Annotated in this window: 19 protein-coding genes; 4 read left to right on the top strand and 15 right to left on the bottom strand. The window is 69.7% G+C overall.

The genetic code is table 11. From position 1 onward, the window contains the following. Positions 1-7: 7 nt before the first annotated feature. The 13 genes from MT346_RS02000 to MT346_RS01940 form a co-directional block, all read right to left on the bottom strand. On the bottom strand, positions 8-820 hold the full coding sequence (locus MT346_RS02000) for an ABC transporter permease (RefSeq protein ID WP_243561088.1): 813 nt from the start codon (positions 818-820) through the stop codon (positions 8-10). After that, entirely contained in the window at positions 817-1,704 is an 888-nt protein-coding gene (locus MT346_RS01995) for an ATP-binding cassette domain-containing protein (protein ID WP_243561087.1), read from the bottom strand. The genes MT346_RS02000 and MT346_RS01995 overlap by 4 nt, the downstream gene beginning before the upstream one ends. Further along, positions 1,688-2,995, bottom strand: a complete 1,308-nt coding sequence (locus MT346_RS01990) for a lanthionine synthetase LanC family protein (protein WP_279396611.1) — start codon at positions 2,993-2,995, stop codon at positions 1,688-1,690. Before MT346_RS01990 ends, MT346_RS01995 begins: the two co-directional genes overlap by 17 nt. Further along, a complete protein-coding gene (locus tag MT346_RS01985) occupies positions 2,992-6,081 on the bottom strand; it encodes a lantibiotic dehydratase (protein ID WP_243561086.1) in 3,090 nt (1,029 codons plus the stop codon). The genes MT346_RS01990 and MT346_RS01985 overlap by 4 nt, the downstream gene beginning before the upstream one ends. A gap of 111 nt (positions 6,082-6,192) precedes the next feature. Then, positions 6,193-6,363, bottom strand: coding sequence for a gallidermin/nisin family lantibiotic (locus tag MT346_RS01980; protein WP_243561085.1), 171 nt, complete (start codon positions 6,361-6,363; stop codon positions 6,193-6,195). A 112-nt stretch (positions 6,364-6,475) separates the two neighbouring features. Next, a complete protein-coding gene (locus MT346_RS01975) occupies positions 6,476-6,982 on the bottom strand; it encodes a hypothetical protein (protein ID WP_243561084.1) in 507 nt (168 codons plus the stop codon). 98 nt (positions 6,983-7,080) lie between these two features. Next, positions 7,081-8,589, bottom strand: a complete 1,509-nt coding sequence (locus tag MT346_RS01970) for a hypothetical protein (RefSeq protein ID WP_243561083.1) — start codon at positions 8,587-8,589, stop codon at positions 7,081-7,083. Positions 8,590-8,606: 17 nt separating this feature from the next. After that, the gene (locus MT346_RS01965; RefSeq protein WP_243561082.1) at positions 8,607-9,314 is read right to left on the bottom strand and encodes an ABC transporter ATP-binding protein; all 708 of its coding nucleotides are present in this window, start codon (positions 9,312-9,314) and stop codon (positions 8,607-8,609) included. Between the two features lie 149 nt (positions 9,315-9,463). Then, positions 9,464-10,372, bottom strand: a complete 909-nt coding sequence (locus MT346_RS01960) for a M56 family metallopeptidase (RefSeq protein ID WP_243561081.1) — start codon at positions 10,370-10,372, stop codon at positions 9,464-9,466. A 30-nt stretch (positions 10,373-10,402) separates the two neighbouring features. Beyond that, a complete protein-coding gene (locus MT346_RS01955; RefSeq protein WP_243561080.1) occupies positions 10,403-10,798 on the bottom strand; it encodes a BlaI/MecI/CopY family transcriptional regulator in 396 nt (131 codons plus the stop codon). Positions 10,799-10,942: 144 nt separating this feature from the next. Next, positions 10,943-11,206, bottom strand: a complete 264-nt coding sequence (locus MT346_RS01950; protein WP_243561079.1) for a hypothetical protein — start codon at positions 11,204-11,206, stop codon at positions 10,943-10,945. A gap of 444 nt (positions 11,207-11,650) precedes the next feature. Beyond that, positions 11,651-12,049: a hypothetical protein gene (locus tag MT346_RS01945; RefSeq protein WP_243561078.1), complete on the bottom strand. Its 399-nt coding sequence runs from the start codon at positions 12,047-12,049 to the stop codon at positions 11,651-11,653. Between the two features lie 104 nt (positions 12,050-12,153). Beyond that, complete coding sequence (locus MT346_RS01940) at positions 12,154-14,115, bottom strand: alpha/beta hydrolase (protein WP_243561077.1); 1,962 nt, start codon at positions 14,113-14,115, stop codon at positions 12,154-12,156. A 180-nt stretch (positions 14,116-14,295) separates the two neighbouring features. Between MT346_RS01940 and MT346_RS01935 the strand changes: the two genes are divergently transcribed. The 4 genes from MT346_RS01935 to MT346_RS01920 all read left to right on the top strand — a co-directional run bounded on the left by MT346_RS01935 (position 14,296) and on the right by MT346_RS01920 (position 17,633). Beyond that, a complete protein-coding gene (locus MT346_RS01935; RefSeq protein ID WP_243561076.1) occupies positions 14,296-15,432 on the top strand; it encodes an alpha/beta fold hydrolase in 1,137 nt (378 codons plus the stop codon). Positions 15,433-15,502: 70 nt separating this feature from the next. Continuing rightward, positions 15,503-16,354: an alpha/beta hydrolase gene (locus MT346_RS01930; RefSeq protein WP_243561075.1), complete on the top strand. Its 852-nt coding sequence runs from the start codon at positions 15,503-15,505 to the stop codon at positions 16,352-16,354. A gap of 217 nt (positions 16,355-16,571) precedes the next feature. Beyond that, entirely contained in the window at positions 16,572-17,102 is a 531-nt protein-coding gene (locus MT346_RS01925) for a putative immunity protein (protein ID WP_243561074.1), read from the top strand. A gap of 108 nt (positions 17,103-17,210) precedes the next feature. Further along, on the top strand, positions 17,211-17,633 hold the full coding sequence (locus MT346_RS01920) for a hypothetical protein (protein ID WP_243561073.1): 423 nt from the start codon (positions 17,211-17,213) through the stop codon (positions 17,631-17,633). A gap of 246 nt (positions 17,634-17,879) precedes the next feature. Here the strand turns inward: MT346_RS01920 and MT346_RS01915 are convergent, their stop codons facing one another. Continuing rightward, entirely contained in the window at positions 17,880-19,121 is a 1,242-nt protein-coding gene (locus MT346_RS01915; protein ID WP_243561072.1) for an MFS transporter, read from the bottom strand. Between the two features lie 210 nt (positions 19,122-19,331). Further along, positions 19,332-20,180: an esterase family protein gene (locus MT346_RS01910; RefSeq protein ID WP_243561431.1), complete on the bottom strand. Its 849-nt coding sequence runs from the start codon at positions 20,178-20,180 to the stop codon at positions 19,332-19,334. Positions 20,181-20,344 lie beyond the last annotated feature (164 nt).

Here is a 20,344-nt window from a genome sequence, read left to right as displayed (position 1 = left end):
CGACGCGTCAGAACTCTGCCAACGACCCGGCACGGCGCGCGCGTCGGAGGCCGGTCCGGAACGTCCACACACCGACCGGCATGGCGACGAGGCACCACACGACGAGGACGAGCAGGTCAGGGGCGACCGCTGCGACGTCACCGTGCGCACCGAGTGTCAGACGCATCGCGTCGAGAGCCCGGGTGGTCGGGAGCCACTGCGCAGTCGCGGACATCCAGGTCGGCAGCACCGATGTCGGGTAGAGCACCCCGGACATCAGGACCGTCAGCGTCGTGAGCACCCAGGTGATGGGGTCGCCGCGCTTCGTGACGAGCAGAACGCCGCACCCTGCGAGCCCGAGACTGCCCATCGTGAGCACGAGCACCACGAGGACCAGCGCCGACGCCCACACGTCGATGTCGAACGGGACGTGGAAGACGAACCCGAAGGCGACCAGCATCACCGCCGAGCTGAGGACCGTGCCGACCATGCCGACGACGCCGTGGTAGATCATCAGGCGAAGCAGCGAGACGTTCGACACCACCAGCGACTCCAACGTCCCCGACCGCTGCTCGTTCTGCACGAACCGTGAGAACGTGCCCAGCGAGATGTTCACGAAACCGGTGAAGATCGACCCGGTGAGCAGGAAGGAGAGGATGTCCCCGCCGTACGCCTGCAGACCGGGGAAGGAGTTGCCCGTCTGCAGGAACTGGCCCATGATCGCGAACTGGAGGCAGCCGACCACGGCAGTCACCACGCCCAGCACCACCGCGGTCCGGTAGGTCCGACGCTCCCAGACGGAGCGCACCAGCACCATCCGCAGCTGCTCGAGAGTCCTCACACCAGCACCTCCGAGACGGGCAGCACGGAGGCCTCCTGGCGTGTGCCGACGCGGACTGCGCGGAATCCAGCCGTACCCAGCGAGGCGAGCAGCGGGGTGATGTCATCGTCGGCACCGATCATCTGGGAGAAACCGTAGGTCGTGGTCGACCAGCCAGACACGAGCGCAGTGGGGGGCGGCGTCGGTTCGGTCTCGACCATCACCGTCTTGCCGAGGACGAGTGCGGTGCGCTCGTCGGTCGTCGTGAGACGGCCGTCCTTGAGCTGTCCGACGACGTCGACCAGGGACGCGACACCGCTCGCCTCGTGCGTCGACAGGACCACTCGGTGACCGGCATCGCGGAGCGAGGCAAGGTGTTCCACGACGGCAGCAGAACTCGCTGCATCGAGGTTCGCGAGTGGTTCGTCGAGGAGGAGCGTGCTCGGCGCGCCGAGGAGCGCCCGTGCGAAGCCGAGTCGCTTCCGCAGCCCGAGCGACAGACGCATGAACGGCAGCGACTCGTGTTCTTCGAGACCGGCGACGGTGAGGACGCGGTCCACCTCGGACATCGCAGCGCGACGACCGAGGCCCCGCAACGCCGCGAAGTACCGGAGGTTCTGCCGAGCCGTCAGACGGAAGTAGAAGCTGCGTTCGGGGTACAGCGACACACCGAGGCTGCGCTGGGCTCGGTCGGGATGCCGCACCACGTCGCACCCGTCGAGCTCGATGCGGCCGGTCGTCGGTCGGATCAGCCCGCACATGGCACGGAGCAAGGTCGTCTTGCCCGCACCGTTCGGCCCGACGAGCACCATCAGGGTGCCTTCGTCGAGTGTGAGGTCGACACCGGAGAAGACCTGGTCCGGAACGCCGGGGTACCGGACGGAGACATCAGCGAGCTCGAACATCGGCCACCCCCGTGAAGATCGTCTCTGCGGGCGACGGGTCATCTTCTGTGATCGACAACAGGGCCGCGGCGACACCTGCTGCGCCCTGGAGGAACCCGGCGGAGTCGAACGCGACGCCGTGCTGGTCGAGGTCCCGGAACCCGTACCGGCTTCCGTCGTCGTGTTGATCGAGGATCTCGCCGACGAGTTCCAGGAGATCGGTGTCCGGTACCGCCAAGCCCGCTCGGCTGAGCGCTCGGCCCACCAGCAGCAACCCCGCCGTCCCGTGGCAGATGCCCGCGCCAGCGGTGTTCCTCGCTGCGCGGGGCCGGTCAACGCTGCTGCGCCACAACTGCTCCGGCGCCCGCATCTCGTCCCTGTCCCGCGCGCTGACGGCGAGTGCGAGGGCGACCCCGGGGCCCCCGTAACACCACGCAGTCCTGGCAGGCAGGTACTCGCTGTAGACCGCAGCCGTGCGTCGGTACGGGACGTCGACACCCCACTTCGTGTCGATCAGATCGGCCGTGAGTTCCGCCCGCAGGTGATCGATTGCGTCGTCGAGCCCGTCGACGGTGATCCCCGCGCGATGAGCCCCGCCGAGTGCAGCGAGTACGCCGGCGACCCCGTGCGCGTACCCGAGGTCGACGTACCCGCTCGCCGTTTCCGGGCGGTGCGCCCGTTCGAAGTCGGTCACCCCGGTCGGCGGCGTCCAGAGTCCCTCCGGCGGGGCGTGGCGCGCCCAGATCGAGAGTGCTGCTGCGGCTTCGATGACCGTCTGGCGTGCGCTCGGGTCGGCGTCGGCTGTCGCGAGGCCGGTGATGAGTGCGCCAGCCACGCCCGATGCCAGATCGTAGGTCGCCGTCGGAAGGCCGCCACGGAGCGGACTCGACCGGATGAGCGAGCGAAGACGTTCGCGGAGCACCCGCTCCGCCTCTGATTCCGCTCGTCGGTACCGTGTTCCGCCTCGGCTGAGGGCCCGGAACGCGAGGAGCACTGCGCCGGTGCCGAACGCGCCCGGCCCGATCGGTCCCACCGAGGCGAACGAGGCGCCGACCTCCGAGAGGTGTTGGTGTGCGTCCGCATCCCACCCCGCAGCCGGGTCGATCCGATCGGCGGTCGCGTACATGAAGGCGAGACCGAGGTCGCCCTGGTCGATGCTGAGAGGGTGCCATCGTGGCTCGACCCGTCCGGTGAAGTCGTCGGGCGTGGGTCGGGACGCCCGTTCGGCATCGTCCTTGATCCGCTCGACAGTGTCCCAAGCGACTGCCTGCGCGTCGCGAACGACTGTTCGCACCCTTGCTGTGTCGGTCATCGAACTCCCCCTTGCTCAGTCGCTGCGTGATGCTTCCGCGCAGCGAGCCCATCCAGCAGGACGAGCACGATCTGGTACTCCTCCTGTCGGGTGAAACCCAGTCGGTTTGCCTGCATGTGCACGAGACTGCTCAGTACGCCGAACGCCGTGTCGTCTCCGGCGGCAAGGACGTCGTCGACGATCACGGGTCCATCGAGACGGGTTGCCGCACTGAGCGCCAGCGCCCCCGTCACGAGCGGTCCCGCGGCGCTGGATCGTCGCGACGCCACGAGTGCGGCCAGCGCTGGCCGCCGTTCGGGACGAGCCCGCTGCACTGCCCGCCGGAGCCCCGGTCCGTCTTCTGCGAACTCCATCGCGTACCCGGCTGCCATGCCCCGCAGGAGAGCGCTCGACCGTTCCGCGCCCACACCGAGACCCCGCAGGAAGGCGTCGATCACGAACGCCCCGGCTGTCAGGCGGTCAGCGTCCACGTCCTGCTCGCCGGGGAGCGCCGCGAGGAGTCCGACCGTTGCCAGGGACGTCCTGCAGAACAGCGCCTCGCACCGCGGGAAGGTCACCGGACCGCCGTACCGCTCGACCTCTCGGTCGTAGGAGCGGAGCGAGACGTCCGACACCCGACCGGACGACAGCAGATCACCCGCGCAGTCGAACACCGGGCCGGGTGCCGTCGTGGCACGGACACGGAACCGGACGTTGTCCTCGGGATCGCTGTAGCGCACGAAGAAGAACTCGGCACCGGCCGTCGTCGCGGCTGCTGTCATGGCTCGCAGGACGTCGTCCTGGTCCTTCCGTCGCCCGGCGATCCGGAACGACCACCACTCCACGCCTGGTGCGCATCGCCGTCGGAGGTCTGATGCCGGGCTCGCCGCTCCTGCAACGTCTCCACGCGACGGCTGCGGAGCGGACGTGCCGGCCGATCGGCGCCGTGGCGGCAGCGGCGGGTGCGGTTCGACCGTCCGGCGCCGCAGCGGCACGACGATCTCGGCGAGCCTCGGCTGCCCGTCCGGCCCGGTGATCGCGGGGGAGTCGAGCATCTCCGGGCCTTCCTGCACCCAGGCGGCGCCCGCGCGGTGCTCGCGCAGGAGTAGCTCTGCTTGCAGATCGTCGTCGAGGTCGACGAGCAGCCGGTTGTCGTACACGCCGATGTACACCCGGCGCGGGACTCCGTGTTCCTCCCGCCACGCGCGGAGGGCGGCCACGGACTCGTCGCGGTCACCGGCGGTCTCCGGCAGCCGCCACTGCGCGGGAGCGATCGTGACGCCGTCGTGGACGACACGTGGGAGCACGTCGACGTGTTCCTCGTGTGCACCCCACGCCCAGCCGGGCTTCGCCGTACCGTCGTCAGAGACATCGAGCAGGAAGCGGACGAGTCCGGGCTGTGTGACGCGGTTCAGGATGTTCGGGTTCCGCACGACGATCCGTGAGCCGGTGCTCGCGCTCCGCAGGTAGAAGCCGTCGGCCCAGCCGACCAGGACGTCGGCGAGCGGCAGTGCACTCGCGTTGGCCGCGTGCGCGGTGCTCGTCACCGGGATGACCGTGTCGAACTGCTGCGGCGCGAACGCCACGTTGTTCATGTGCGGTCGCGGGTTGAGGTAGTCGACGTGGCAGAACCTGGTGTCGGTCTGCGCTGCGAGCTCCAGCTCGCTACCGTGGCGCAGGACCGCGCCGACGTCGTCGAGGATCGCGTCGAAGCGCCCGAACGCCGCGCCTGCCGGGGTGGTCGCCCCGACGGGCGCTATCGTCGCGCTGTCCGGGTCCTCAGCGCCGCCGATCAGCGCGAACACGTCGAGTGACGCGGGCGGACGGTCACCGCGCGTGCGGAACGGCGACAGATCCACGTCGAGGAGCTCGCAGCGCGGAACGCCGTCGATGACCTCAGCTCGAGTCGTCAGCCGACGGCGGAGGATCGCGAGGTCCGCTTCCCATCGCTCGTCGAACCGGGGCGGGGCGGGGCGGCTCGAACCGGGGTACCCGTGTGGGAAGCCGAGCCCGATGAGTTCGTCGAGCAGCTCGAGGACAGGCACCTCCTGCCGCCCGTACCGCTCCTGGAACGCGAACGCGTAGTCGCGGAGCTCTGGCGATCGTCCGGGTACCGGAGAGAGGAGGGTGAGCGCCGTCGCCGCCGCGGTGATCCGGCCGATGAGTCGGGCCGACACGACTCCCTCGGTGGTCGCCGCGACGTCGACCTGGAGCATCTCCTGCGTCTCGGAGTCGACGAAGGTCTTCAGGTCTTCGTAGACCTCCTGGATCGCGGCATCGTCGAGTTCCCCGCGCTCGAGTAGCTCCGCGGTGCGTCGAAGACGCCCGCTCGGCTCGATGGCGGCCACCCGCTCCACCGCGCCGCGGTCGGTCAAGGCCGCCCGGGCACTCGAGACGAGGAAGCCTCGCGCGAGGAGCGTGCGGACGAACGACTCGACGCGTGCGCGGATCTCTCCGTCCTGGTCCCCGTCGCCGATGAGCGCATCCATCAGTTCGTCTGCCTGGATCGGCCTGGCGGCGAGCTGCAGTGTCCTCGCCATCGCCGGAGTCCACCGCACCGACAGGAGGTCATGCGCTGTCTCTCGGTCCTGCGCCGCGTTGACCAGGAGTTCCAAGCGGTCGGACCTGCGGTGGGCGGTCGGGTTGACCATCACCTCGAGCTGCTCCAGGACCTCGCGCTCGGCCGCGAGAACGGCACCTTGAGCGGCGCCCGAACCGATCCGGTACCGACTCTGGAACCCGGCGGATCGGATGGCCGTCGTCACGCCGTTCGCGGAGGCGGTCTCCGTGGGGACAGTGCCCACTGCCGCGAAGGCGCCGAAGGGTGTGGGTCTGCTGGACATCCGTATCGCGTACCGCAGGAGCGCGAGACCCACGCCGCGGCGCCGCTTCCCAGGTATCCCGTCGGACGATGCTGCCCAGTCCGCGTCTGTGGCGAGTCGTGGGCTGCTGATGCGCACGGCCCGACGGAACTCCGGGTCGGCCCAGAGTGCCGGGACGACGTCGTCGGGGCTGTGGTAGCCGGACAACGACCGCAGCCGCTGGGTTGACCAGAACGGCATGCGGATCATCGCAGTGCCGATCGACTCGAGTTGTGCGTCCGTCATGGCCAGACCGTACGATCCTCGATTCACACGACGATCACAGTTGGCAGACCCCTGAGAACGGGAGACGGCCGACCGCCCGGAGGCGATCGGCCGTCGTGCTTGTCGCTGCTGTCAGGCGCTGGACGACGAGATCGTGCAGCCACCTGTGCACGCCGCCGTGAAGCAGGCGAAGCCGCCCGTCGGGCAACCCGGCGTACAGAGCGAGAAGCTGGTGATCTGCGGCGTCACCGTCGCGTTGGTTGATTCGACCTGCAGGTCGAGATCGAAGTCACTGTTGCTCATCTCAACCCCCCTTTCAACGAGGATTCCGACGGGCCGGTCGGTCCGTCAGAGCAACAGTCGCGTGGGTCGGTCGCACCCTCGTCACACCTCCATCACAGTTCCGCTCCGGAAGTCAGGAGGCGGCGCCGATGCCACGCAGGTACGCCGCACCGAGCACCGTCGAGGCGACGTCCGGCCGAGCACGACGGACGGCGTCAGCGAGCATCGGGTGCAGCACGGCGCGAGCGGCGTACTCGATCACGCGTTGATCGCCAGTCGCCAGCGCTGCCTGCGCGACAGCGTTGTCGATCTCCGCGCGCAGCGTCGCGGCGAACGGACTCCCGCTGCGCGGGAGGAACGGACCGCGGTAGAGGCAGAGCGCATCACCCGCGCGTCCAGCGGCGGAGAGCCGGAGCACGTCCACGACGTCGAGGGAGATGGCGCTCGTCAGCGCATAGAAACCGGTGTAGGGGTCGTACTCGACGGGGAGCCCGAGCAAGCGAGCGCGGTAGGCGAGCGTGGGAAGCGCCGAATCGGACGCTTCGCCACCGTAGATGCCGGATACGAGACCGTCTCGCGAGTACCGACCGCCGGCGAGCGCCACCGCCGCGACCAGTTCCAGCGGCTTCGTCGAACGCACGGGCTGCGCGTTCACGGTGGGACGACCCAACAGGCGGACATCGGGGATCTCGGAAGGACGCGGCGCGGCACTGAGATCGAGGTCGAGCAGGTCATCACTCACGCTGCAGCCCGCCGTCCACATCGGGCGATCGCGAACCATGCCAGGACCAGAGCCACCAGCATGACCGGGACGGTCACCACCGTTTGTGCTGGCGAGCCGAAGGCGCCCCAGGACCACGGGTCGACGATCCAGAAGACCGTGCCGAGCCCACTGCCGCCGATGAGCAGCGAGCCGAACGTACCGACGATCCCCACGGCGAGGGCCACCACGCGGCCGACGGACATCTCCAACACGAGTTGCCAGGCTGACACTGCCAGTACCGTCAGACAGCCGAGGCCGACGATGAGCAGCACCCGAGGCGGCCGCGCTCCGGCGAGCAGGCTGAGCACGACGAGCGGCACGACGACGGAGATGGCGGCGAGCACCGCGTTCATGAGCGCGAGGGCACCCGCGATCCGTTCGATCGGCACCGTCCGGCTCGCGATCGCTCGCCAGGCCGGTCGCTGCCGACCCCACAGCGCCATCGGCGCGACGAACGCGACGACGGGCGCAACGAGTACGGGGACGATGACGAGGACACGGTCCGGTGACTGCCAGCGTGTCATGAGGAGACAGAGCGCGAGCGATGCTGCCGGAAGGATCCACATGGGTGTGCGCCGCAGCGATGCGGCCACCGCACCGGCAGCACTGGGTCGTACCGCTCGGCGGCCGACTGCGCGCTCGACCGGCTCGGTGCGGTGTTCCCGGTCGTCGACGGTCCGCAGCGGAGCGGGTGCTCCTGGTCCGACGCGGTCCGTTGGCCGGCGGTGACCAGCGCGTTGCGGGACCCCGGACGGACGGGACTGCGGCGGACGGACGACGACGATCGCGACGGCCAACAGGATGCAGGCGAGCGCGAGGGGGAATGGCTGGATCAGCTGCAGAGCGGAGGACCTCGGGAGTCGGACGCCGTTCGCGTGTGTTCCGAGGAGGGGAATGGTCGCGCGGACCGCCCAGGCCGGAGGGATGAACCATGCCACACGGCTCTCGGCGGCGAGGGCCCCGATGACACACCACACGGCGCCAACGCCGAGGGCTGCGAGGACGCCGAGACGTCGGGCCACGCGGAGCCCGACCGCGGCCACGCAGAGCGACCCAGACCAGAGCACGACCACGACCCCGAGGACCCGGAGCGCCGGCAAAACCCCGTCGGCGTGGGTCGCCCCGACGCCGAGGACTCCCATCACGGCGAGGAGGTCCATTGCGAGGAGGAACACGGCGGCGACCGCGAGTTTCGCAACGTCCGCTCGGAGGGCGTCGACCGGCCGCCACCACGTCCCACCGCCACGACACGCGCGGTCGCCCGTGACCGAGACGCCGACGACGAGCACGGCGAGCATCGGTCCGACGAACACCGCCCACGGGTTGAGCCACGCGAGCACGGCCCCCCATCCGGAACCGGTGTGGACGCCGCTCGAGAGGACGCCGAGGCCCGCGCCGACGACCACTCCGCCCAACGGCAGCCATGCCGCCACGTCGCGCCGCCACCGCAGCGCCTCGGCGCGGACCACTCGCGGCAGCGACACCACACCAGCCGAGGCGGTCACCGCACACCGCCCGCGGTGAGCGCGAAGTACGCCCGCTCGAGGTCGCCGTCCGGCGCCAGGTCTGCCAGTGCCCCCTGGTACACGAGCCGACCCGCAGCCATGACACCGATGTCGTCGGCGACCGCTGCCACCTCGGCCAGCACGTGGCTGGAGAGCAGCACCGTGCGACCGGAGTCCGCGATGCACCGCAGGAGTCGGCGCGTCGCGGCGATCCCCTCGGGGTCGAGCCCGTTCTGTGGCTCGTCGACGATCACGAGCTCCGGCTCGCCGAGGAGCGCCACCGCCAGAGCGAGCCGACTCTTCATCCCGAGCGAGAAGTGCCGGACGGCCTTCCGTCCGGTGTGTGCGAGTCCGACGATGTCCAGCGCCGTGTCGATCCCGCCCCGGTCGAGCCCGAGCAGCTCCGCGTGTACCCCGAGGTTCTGCGCGGCGGAGAGGTGCTCGTAGAGGCCTGGTCCGTCGACACTCGCACCGACTCGGCTGAGTGCCGCCCGGTTCCAGGGTTCGCCGAACAGGTCGACGCCGCCCGACGTCGGTTTGAGCAGACCGAGCAGCATCTTCAGCGTCGTGCTCTTGCCCGCCCCGTTCGGCCCGAGCAGACCGTAGACGCTGCCGGGTCGAACGATCAGATCTACGCCGTCGACCACCACTGTCCGGCCGAATCGCTTCGTCAGACCGCCGGTCTCCGCGACCGGTTCACCCACCGTCGTCCCCGCGCCACGTCCCCGCCCTGTCGTTGCCGCATGGTCCACCGTGGTCCCCTTCCGTCGTGCTCGCCCCGCTGCGAACTGCTACACAACGTAGCAGAACCGCGCGCACCCGGCCGGATCAGGACGACGAAGCCCCAGGCAGCTCAGAAGAGCAGGACGAACAGGACGAGCGAGCCGAGCAGGAGGGCAGGCACGAGGAATCGCTGCACGCTGCCGCGAGGTCGCACCGGCATGCAGAGCGCCGCGACGCGCACCTCGAGGACGCTCTCGGAACCGACGAGACCGGCAACAGAGACGGCCGTGCGGAGTCCGCCCACGCCGGTTTGCTGGATCGAGCCGAGCAGTGCCGACGCCACTGCACGGTCGCCGACGCTGCGCCGTGCGGCATCGTCGGCCCAGAGCTCCGTCGAGACGACGAGGTCCCGACGCATCGCGCGCGCGCCGGGGATCCACCACCACGCGCGCAGCGCGCACCCCACGGTCCACTTGAGCAACGGGTGGAGACGACGCTGGTGTGAGCGCTCGTGGGCGATGACCGCCGACGCGTGTGACTTGCCGAGCGCCGACTCAGTGATGTACACGCGTGGCACGAAGAGCCCGGCGACGCACGCGGTCAGACAGCCTTTCTCGGCAATGAGGCGCAAGTCTCCGCGTCGACCGGTGACGAGCCGAGCCAGTCGACACCGCGACACCATCACCTCGACGACGCCGATCGAGAACGACACGAGGACGGAGACGACGGGGACGACCGCGAACAGCGTGAGCACCAGTCCGATCGGTGATCGTTCCGCGCCGACTGGCGGTGCGAGCGCGATGCCCCAGGCGAGGGGTGCATGCCAGGGGAGGGCGTCCCGGAGCGGGGTGGACGGGTCGAACGGCACGAAGAGTGCCACGAGAGGCGCGACTGCGACCGCCGCGGTGACGAGTGACCGTGTGGCTGGTGCGACGCTGCCGGCGCTGCGGCGTGTCCAGACGAACCAGGCGACGCGGAGGGCCAGCGGTCCCCACAGCCCCAGCAGTACCTGCGGGTAGCCGATCACTCCGATGTCCATGTTCATCCCCCGACGAGCTCAGTGCCCCGTCTACTCCTCGTCCCGCCCGGCGATTGCTCGGAGCCGTGCCACGAGGTCGTCGAACTCCGGAGAGGTCGGATCGATCGCGTCCACGAAACTGCTCACTGCCACGCTGCCGAACCCGGCGAGGAGCTCGCGGCTCGTCCGCTCGGCTGCGTCACGGTTCATCTCGTCACGCGTCCGCGCTGCGTCGTACCGATAGGCACGGGACTCCTTGCGGCGCACGAGCAGCCCCTTCACCGTCATCCGCTCCATCACGGTCTTCACCGTCGTGTACGCCTGGCCGCCGCTCAGACGCTCTGCGCATTCAGCCACGGATGACTCCCCGCCCGCCCAGAGCGCTTCCAGGATCGCGAACTCGAGCGGTCCGAACTGACCCGCGAGTCCTCTCGGCTCGGCTGACATGCGACTCAATGTAGCAAGAGCGGCCAGGCTTGGGAACCACCGGGCCCTGGGTCCGGAACCGGTGGTCGGGGAAGACCGTCGTGAACCGGCCCTGCAGAGAGCGCCTCACCGTGGCTCGAACACGGCGAGGGTCCACATGGGCGTTCAGCTCTGCCGCGACAGCTTGTCGGGGTCACCGTCTGAGCACTTGGAAACCGCGGACATTCGGTAGTTGCCGGGGTAGGCGTCGAAGCTCGCCGAGATGACCGGGCCGCCGCGGCCACGGACGCCGGGTACCGGACTCGGGCCGCCGCCCTGGTACTCCTCGACCTGGACGCCGGCGTCCTTCCAGTGTTTCCTCACGGCCTTGACGTCGTTCCGCGCGTCGGCACCCGTGGTGTCAGCCCGCTTGACGATGTACACGAACATCGTTCCCTGCGCTCCACCTGGCAGCTCGCAATCACGGACTCCAGGACCACTGACGTGCTCCCAGGTCCCACCAGCCGCCGCAGACGACTCATCGACGAAGGCGATGACAGAATCTTGTGCTTCGGAGGGTTGCACAGATGGTTCGCGCGGCTGGCTGCTGCAGCCGGACACGAAGAGCACTGCGCAACCAACGGTCGCCAGGAGGGCGATGGGGCGACGCCCTCCCACGGTGTTGGACCGGTCGAGATCGTCGATGGTCAAAGGTGTCCGGCGAGAAGGTCGCACAGTGAGTCTCCAGATCGGCCGCCGCACTCGGAGGTGGTGAGGTAGTCGAGGCGCAAGGACGTCACGGTCCTTCAATGGCTCACCCCTGGGTGCTCCTTCGGCGTTGCGTTCCCGGCGTTCGCCGCTGGACCGTCTGACAATCGCGGGAGGTCCGGTCGGTCAGTTCTCAAGACGGAGCTTGTCGGGGTTGCCGTCTGAGCACTTGGAGACTGCGGACATCTGGTAGTTGCCGGGGTACGCGTCGAAGCTCGCCGAGATGACCGGGCCGCCGCGGCCGCGGACCCCGGGTACTGGATTGGGCCCGCCGCTCTGGTACTCCTCGACATCGACACCGGCGTCCTTCCAGTGCTTGCTGACGGCCTTGACGTCGTTGCGTGCGTCGGCGCCCGTGGTGTCCGCACGCTTCATCACGTAGACGAACATGGTGCCGGGTGCGCCGCTCGGCTGGCTGCACTCTCGGATTCCGGGACCGCTGAGGTGGGCCCAGGTCCCCCCGGCCGACTTCGACGACTCTTGGACGAATTCGATCACGGACTGCTTCGCTTCGGACGGCTTCATGGTGGGCTCCCCAGAGTGGTTGCTGCAGCCGGACAGCATGATCGCTGCGCATCCGAGGGTCACAACGACCGCAACGGACCTGCTGTGTCGGACGTCCTTCTTCATCACGGGACCCCCTGCATCTGTTCGAGCACGGTCTTCTCGTACCACGTCATCCCCTTGGGTTCGTACTTGGTCATCGCCTCGGGATGCCCCGTTGTGGCCTGCCCGATGTTGTACAGCGATTCCGTGTCGGCGTCGAGGTAGCCGCGATGGTCGTCGGTGAGGACGTTGTGATCGTCCACGGAGTGCTTCGTGTCGTCGCCGGTCACGCCGTCGGTGCCGAACGCGGTTGCTCCGAACGCGGGATCGGTGGGGTCCTGGCTGTGCGTCGGGCTGAGTCTGCCGGTCTGTGCCCACCGATCGCCGCGGCCGGGCTCGATGACCCAGATGTTCTGCGCCTGGCCCGCGTAGACGTGGCCCGCGTGGAGCGTTCCGGCGTCCGGGATGGAGTTGGGGATACCAGCGGAACCGATCGTGGTGAACGTGTCGACGTGCACGTCGCGCTTCGTGAGGGCGTACGCCGCAGTGGTCGAGCCGTACGAGTGGGCGACCACGTTGTTCGTGAACGAGTCGCCTCCGCGTGCTGCGTCGAGCCCCCGGAGCGCCGCGGCGAGTTTCCTGCTGCCGTCTTTCGCGTGCGTGGTGCCGAGGACTCCGAAGTCCAGCTGGCCTTGGATCACCGGCTGGGGCGGCGTCGTGTAGCCGACCCACGAGACGACGGCATGGTCTGCAGGTCCGGTGAGACTCTGCTGTTTGTAGAGGTTCTGCGCTGCATCGGTCCAGCCGTTCATGCCCAAGGTGTCAGTGGCCATGCCCGGGACCGCCCAGGTGACGTTCTCGGCGGTGTCGAGGTCGCCGATGGAGATCGCGGCGAGCGGCGGGACGACGCTATCGTCGAGCGAAATCAAGAAGCGACGACCCTCGTTCGATCGGTCGTTGCTCGCTGTGCGGACTTCCTGGAGTGCCGTCAGGTTCTTGAAGGCCGTCGCGTACGTCGCTCCACCCGGGTCGTACGTGGTCGATCGTTCGAGCTCGCGGAGACGCAGTTGTGCCTGGTGGATACGGGCATCGAGCACGACTCGGTTCGCAGTGTCCCGAGCCCAGTAGTCCACACCCTCGAGGTTGCCGAGCTGGCTCAGGATGGGGACCGGCAGCGCTCGGAGGTCGTTCCTGTCCGCCTTCGAGAGGCGCAGCTTCGCCCACAGTGCTGCGACTTCGGCCGGGCTGAGGCCCTTCGTGAAGACCTTCGCCAAGCCGGGCGGGAGATCCGCAGCCGCGGCGATGTCGAGCGTCGCATTCGACAGTGAGCCGTGACCTCCGGCTCGGTCGAAGGCATCCGCGATGCGTTCCAGCCACGCGGCGTCGTCGCTGTTCTCCTGCAAGAGCCGATCGAAGCCGCCGAGCAAGGACGCGCTGTCGATCGGAGCCCAACTGCACCGAGCCGTGAACCCGGACCAGGCGTTCTTGAGCGCTGTGCGCTCGGAGCCGGCGGCGGCGTCGAGTCCGCGGCTGGTCGTCGCGAACTGCCGCAGGGCGTCCGGGTCAGCGGCGCTGCGGCCGTCCGAGGTCCCGCTGCCGCTCCGGGTCCTGCCCCGGGCGGAGAAGGACGCCGCGATGTGCGGCGGTGAGACAGGAGTCTCAGACGGTTCGAGATCGAGGCCGCTGGCCGCGGGTATGCCGAAGACGCCGAAGGGGGACGATGCAGCTTCGCGCTCGCGGGCCTCTTGCCGTCCGCGCCATGCTTCGAGCTCGACGCGTCGGGACCGTTCGCGTTTCGCTGCAGCAGTCGCCTGGCCGACCTGGTTCGCCAAGTCACGAAGCGACGAAGCGAGCTTGGGCCGATCGTCCGCTTCGACCCGCGCCGATTCCTCGAAGCGCTTGGCGTAGGCGCCCTCGAAGTCGTCCCGCGCGCTCTCCGCAGCTGCGCGCCGAGCAGCGCTCTGCCCGGTGAGGCAGTCCGCTGCCTGTCCGGCGACGCGTTGCAGCCGGGCAGCTGCGTCGTCGTCGTACGTGATGTCCCCCATGAAGCCCCCTCTTTGCGCGGCCGAGAGCGTGTTCTCCGTTCCGCTCCCGACGATCCCCCTGATGTACCCGGGACCAGCGTGCAGCATTTCAGCAGATCGCACAACTCCGCGATCGCACCGGGGGAGCACCGGCTGGCACCGCGCGTGCCGTGCCGACGTGGAGTGCGGCAGGGTGGAGGTGTGACCGACTCGACCCAGAACACGATCCACTTCCACCGCAAGCACCACCAGGCGATGCTGAGCGGCGAGAAGGTGTCCACCGTGCGCTGGAACGAGGCGGTCCCGGTCGGCCGAGCGAGGTTCGTCTTCGACGACGACCCGACAACGGGACCACTCGACGGAACCGTGCTGTCCGTCCGCCGCCACCGCCTGGACACCCTCACCGCCGAACAGGCGCACCAACCGGCCGGCACCGACATGGCGGTCTTCGCTCGCCAGCTGCGCGAGAACTACTACCCGGAGATGCCCGACGATGCGGTGGTCGAGGTCGCCGAGCTCGTCGTGGACACGCCCCCGATCGCAGCATCCGGTTCGACGGTCTTCCACCGCGAGTTCGGCGATCCCGCCGCCCCGCCGCTGGTGCTGATCCACGGCCTGTACGGCGACTCCTCGTCTGTGGTGCCGGTGGCCGAGGCCCTGGCGCGGCAGTTCCGGGTCATCGCACCGGACATGCTCGGGCACGGCAGGTCGTCACGCCCCGAGCACTTCACGCTCGCGGACCAGGGCGCCGCGGTGAACGACCTCATCGCCGCCCTCGGGTACGACACCGCGGCGGTCGTCGGGATCTCGATGGGGTCCTACGTCGCCGCGCAGGCCGCGATCCTCGACCCGGCACGGACGACGCACCTGGTGCTCGTCGTGTCGAAGGCCCACGGCACGACGTCCTCGGTCGCCGCGTACATCGCCCGCCGGGGGATCGACACCCGGTCCGTCGCGCCCGAGGAACTGCTGCAGCTGATCGGCGGTGCGCTGTGGTCGCCGGACACACCGCAGGAGCGGCGCGATGCGATCACGGGGACCCCGCCCGCGGGCCAGGTGATCCTAGACGACGCGGAACGCGCGGCCGTGGAACGGTCCCTCGCCGGGTTCGACCTGCGTCCCGACCTGCCCCGGATCACGGCACGGACCCTGGTGCTGTCCGGCGGGTCCGACGGGCTGAACCCGCCGGCGGCCGGGGAAGAGCTCGCAGCGCTCATCCCGGACGCGACCTTCCGGGTCTACGAGCACTCCGGACACATGCTCACCGACGAGGAACCCGAGCGGTTCATCGCGGACGTCACCGCCTTCATCAGCTCGACGGCAACCGGACCGCGGTAGACGCGACCACTGGTCGGACAGGAGGCTCGGTGCCAGCTGGCACCGAGCCTCCCGTCCCAGGATGGGCGGCGTGAACCGATCGTCGACCGTCCCGCTCCGTGCCCCGAGTCACGTGTTCGTCGAGTCCTACCCGGATCTCGTGTACAAGCAGTTCCGCGACGGTGGTCTGCTGCCCGGCGGGCAGCAGCTACACCTCGACCTGCTCAAGCCGGTGTCCACCGAACCCACACCCCTGGTGGTGTTCATCAAGGGCGGCGGGTTCCGCAACGTCCACCGAGCCCCGTACCTGCCCGCGTTGGTCGGGCTCGCACAGCGCGGGGTCGCCGTGGCCAGCGTCGAGTACCGGACGAGCAACCTCGCACGGTTCCCCGCGCCGCTCGACGACGTCCGCCAAGCACTCCGTCACCTCCGCGCACACGCGACCGAGTTCAACATCGACCCGAGCGCCGTCGCACTGTGGGGCAACTCCGCCGGGGCGACCATCGCCACCATCGTCGGTGCCACCGCCGCCACAGCGGAAGGCATCAGCGCGGTCGTGAGTTGGTACGGCATGCACGACCCGACCATCACCCGCGCGTTCGACCAGCCGACCTCACCGCTCCGGACAGCGCTCGGGCCGGACACCGACCAGTGGTTCCGCCCGGGTGACCACATCACCCCCGGAGCGCCGCCGACCTTCCTGCTCCACGGCACCGCCGACCGCGTCGTGCCGGTCGAGCAGAGCCTGTCACTCGCCAGGACGCTCGAGGAGCAGGGTGTGGAACACGAGCTGATGCTCGTCGAGGGCGGGCAGCACAGCTTCGCTGAGATGAGCACTCGCACCGATGCACTCGAGCGGACGTTCACCTTCCTGCAGCGCCATCTGCAGCCAGGTCGCGGTGTGCCGGCCGCGTCAGACCAGCCGGCAGTCCACGGCGTGTGACGGTGTCCTGTCGGCCCCGATGGATCAGAACATCGGCCGGAGCGATCGGCGCGGTCCGGAGGAACTCGACCGCCTGTTCCGCGCGTGGGGTGGGAGAAGATCCCGCGCGTCGTGACGTACACGGTGTTGCGCGCGTAGGTCGACGGCACGTGCTCGGGCCGATCGGCGACGAGCACCTGCTACCAGGATGCGCGCCGACACGTGGCAGGCTGTCGACGTGCCCTCTCCGCAGACGCTGGATGAACCCGATCGCCGTCTCGTCGCCGGCTGGGCTGCGGACTGCGCCGAGCGCGTGCTCGCCGTGTTCGAGGCCGAGGCACCGGACGAGCCGCGCGCTCGGGACGGTGTCGAGCGTGCCCGCAGGTTCGCTCGCGGCGAGCTGGACGCGGCGAGCCAGATCCGTGACCGGTTCATCGCGGGCCGTGCCGCCCAGGCGGCAGCGTCCCCGGCAGGCAAGGCGGCCGCTCGGGCCGCGGGGCAGGCCTCGGGAGTCGCGCACATGGGCGCGCACGCGCTCGGCGCAGCTGCCTTCGCGGCGCTGGCGGCTGAACTCGCCGCTCCGGGACGCGGTGGGCGCGACGAGTCGATATGGCAGCTGGCGCACATGAGCGAGCCCGTGCAGGCAGCCCTCCGGCGACTCCCGCTGCTGGGCGAAGACCGGTCCGGGCCCCTCGGACCCGGGCTGCTGGCGTCGGGTGCGCTCGGGGCACACATCGAACGGATCCAGGCGGCGCTCGCGCAGCGTTGAGCTCTGCGACGCCGACCGGTCATCGTCCGCTCGCGGTTCCTCGGAGATGAGAGCCGCCCTGTCCGAAGTACGCTCGATCCGCTCGACGAGGAACGGGGGACGGCATCCATGGCAGAGCGGCGGAAGGACGTGCAGCGGGGACTCGTCGTGACACTGGCCTGTGTCGCGCTGTCGGGAGCGCTCGCCGGGTGCAGTGTGTCGGGTCTGCCGCCGAAGTCGGCCGATCCGCTTGCCGTGACCAGGGTGTACCTCGCCGCGGCGAAGGCACAGCACTGTGACGTCACGAAGGCGTTGACGCTCGACCGGACCTGGGCGTGGTGCACCGACCCGACGCTGCGGTCGTACACGGTCGCTGACGACTCCGAGGTCGTCCCGTTCAACCCCGGTCACACCGAAGAGACCTGTGTCGCGACGACGGTGGTCAGCACGGCGACCGGTGAAGCCGAGAACATGAACGGTGAGCGCGACTGGGAGTTCTGCTTCACCCGGACCGCCGACGGGTGGCGTCTCACCGACCAGGGACAGGGCTGAGCGGGGTCGGGGGGGGGGGGGGTGATCGTCGGCGTCTTGGCGCTCGTAGGGGAGGGCATGCTCACGGTGTCCGCCGGGGCCGCCACGTACCTGTGGGGATGGGGCCGATGGTGCCGCTGGCGTCGGTCAGCCGAGCAAGGTCAGCGCATGCCGTCTCGTCCGCGTGGTGCCTGTCCGACGGGAGGCGCGGTGCCAGCTCGCGCCGCGCCTCCTGTATCGAGGTGGATGCGGACGAGGAGTCGACGCTCACCGACCCGCACCGCTTGGTCGCACCGAGAGCGCTGCGGACACCACCGCGGTCAGGACGAGGGCAGCGAGGACCGCGGTGGCGAACCGCGTTCCGTCGAGCGCGATGATCGTGCCGGTCAGTGCTGCGCTCATGGCGATCCCCGCGGCCGAGGCCGAGTTGATCCACGTGAACCCCTGCGCCCGTTCCGAGACTGCGACTGAGGCCTGCACGATCTGTGATGACGTGGCCAGGAGCGGCGCGATCGCGGTCCCGCCGACCAACAGCATGATCGCCAGTCCGAGCAGCGTTGGTACCAGCACGCCGACGAGGACGGCTGCCACGAGCATGATCGTCGCGAACAACTGGACGATCTGTGGCCGCGGGGCGGACCGGAGCGCGCCGTAGACCAGCCCCGCGACGATGCTGGCGGCACTGGAGAGCGCGAGCACGGAACCCGTCAACGGTCGCAGTCCCTCCGAAGCGGCTGCCGCGGTGACCAGGAGCGGAACCGCCCCGAAGAAGCAGCCGAGCCCGAGGTTGACGCCGAGCGTGGACAGGAACGCCGGAGCGAGGAGGGACGTCCGGACCCGCTCCGGACCGTGGTCTCGAGCTCGCTGCGGAGCCGGAGCGGTTCGGCGCTGCAGGGAGAGGCTCAGGCAGCCGACCACGACGAGCGCGACGGCCGCGACGGACCCGGCCCAGGGGAGGACGAGCGTGCTGACGAGCGTCACGAGGACCGGGCCGGACAGGAACACGACGTCGTTGACGCTCGCCTCGAGCGAGAAGGCGATGCGGAGGGTCGCTCCGTCCGGGAGGAGCGCCGACCAGCGGGCCGCTGACAGCGCGCCGGGCTGCGGGATCGTCGCACCCGCCACCACGACGGCTGCGAGCGTGACCCCGACCGGGGTCCTCCCTGCCGTGGCGAGCGCCGCGACGATCGCGGTGCCGTGGACCAGGACGAGCGCCGGGACGGTCGCCGTCTGGCCCCATCGGTCGACCAGACGCGCGAGCTGCGGGCCCGCCGCGGCCTCGGCGACCGCGAACGCGCCGGTCGCGACCCCCGCGACGGCGAAGGAACCCGTTGCGTGCTGGAACGAGAACAGCAGTCCGAGCCCGGTCATCGCGACGCCGAGGCGCGCCAGGGCGGCTGGCAGGAAGAACGACGGCGCTCCCGGCAGGCTGAGGACGCGGCCGTACCGCGTAGCGGACGCCCGGATCGGCCCGAGGGCAGTGGACAGGAGCGTGTGTGCAATCGCCATGGACGATGCCTCCGGCGCGACGGGTGTGATCTGTCGGCAGACAAGTCGGCCTGGGCTTCGACGATCGCCACGACATCGCGGTACGCCGACATGATGCCTGACATCGCGGCGGAGGCGCAATCGGCGGGACCGTCGAACTCGACGATGGCCGATCGGCCGAGGAGCTTCGATCGAGCCGGACCGTCGTCGGTGCGCGCCACGGTCGGGACGCTACCAGCGCCCATGGGGGCGCCAGAGCCAGCGCAGCGCGTCGGGGAGGAGCACACCGCCGTGGTTCGGTGAGTGCCCGCCGTCGCCGAGGACCAACCGGAAGTCGTAGCCAGCGCGAGCGAGGGAAGCTGCGGTCTCCAAGCTCTCGGCGAACCAGTTCCCCTCGGGCTCGTTCCAGTGCAGGTCACGGTGTGCGGCATGGAGGACGATGCGGGTCTGCCGACGCGGTTCGCTGGCCAGCAGGGTCGGGAAGGGGTTGCCGTCGGGCATCTGCGCGAAGCTCGGGTTGAAGGCGATCACGCGCCCGATGCCGTCGGGCCGGCACCACGCGGCGGTCACGGCGGCGTTCCCACCGCTGCTGCCTCCGCAGATCCCGCGCATCATCGGGTCGTCGGAGACCGCGAAGCGGGTCTGGACGATCGGCAGGACTTCCTGCAGCAGGAAACCGGCGTAGGTGTCGTCGAACGCGTCGTACTCGGCGTTGCGGTGCTTCGTCGGCAGCCCGTCGACCTCGATGACGCCGGGGTCCACGAAGACGCCGATCATCTGCGGAACGTCACCTCGAGCGGCGAGGTTGTCAAGGACGACCCCACCACGCACGTCGCTGTCGGGGTCGAGGTACCACCAGCCGTCGTTGAAGAACATGACGGCACTCGGCTCATCGGCGCGATGCCCGGCGGTACGGTGCACCCACACGGTCCGCGTGGTGCCGGGGAACCGCTCGCTCGATCCGATGCTGATCCGCTCGACGGTGCCGGGCCGCACATCCGGGCGCACGGTGGAGTCCGCTCCGTACTCGTAGGTGACATCATCCTGCGACAGGGGCATCGAAGCGAACGGCAGCGGCATCGGCACGTTCGGATCGTACTGGGCTCGGCCGACGTCATCAGATGACGAGTCGTGACCACCTGACGGACAGGAGGCGCGGTGTCAGCTGTGAACTGGTCCCCGGATATTGGACTCTTTAGTCGGTTCAGATCCGGGGATGGTTCGTGTGGGTGGCAACAGGAGTT

Origin of the sequence: Curtobacterium sp. VKM Ac-2922, from assembly GCF_022815645.1 — a bacterium.
Classification (GTDB): domain Bacteria; phylum Actinomycetota; class Actinomycetes; order Actinomycetales; family Microbacteriaceae; genus Curtobacterium.
The sequence above is the reverse complement of the archived record's forward strand: the minus strand, read 5'-3'. Positions and strand labels throughout refer to the sequence as shown.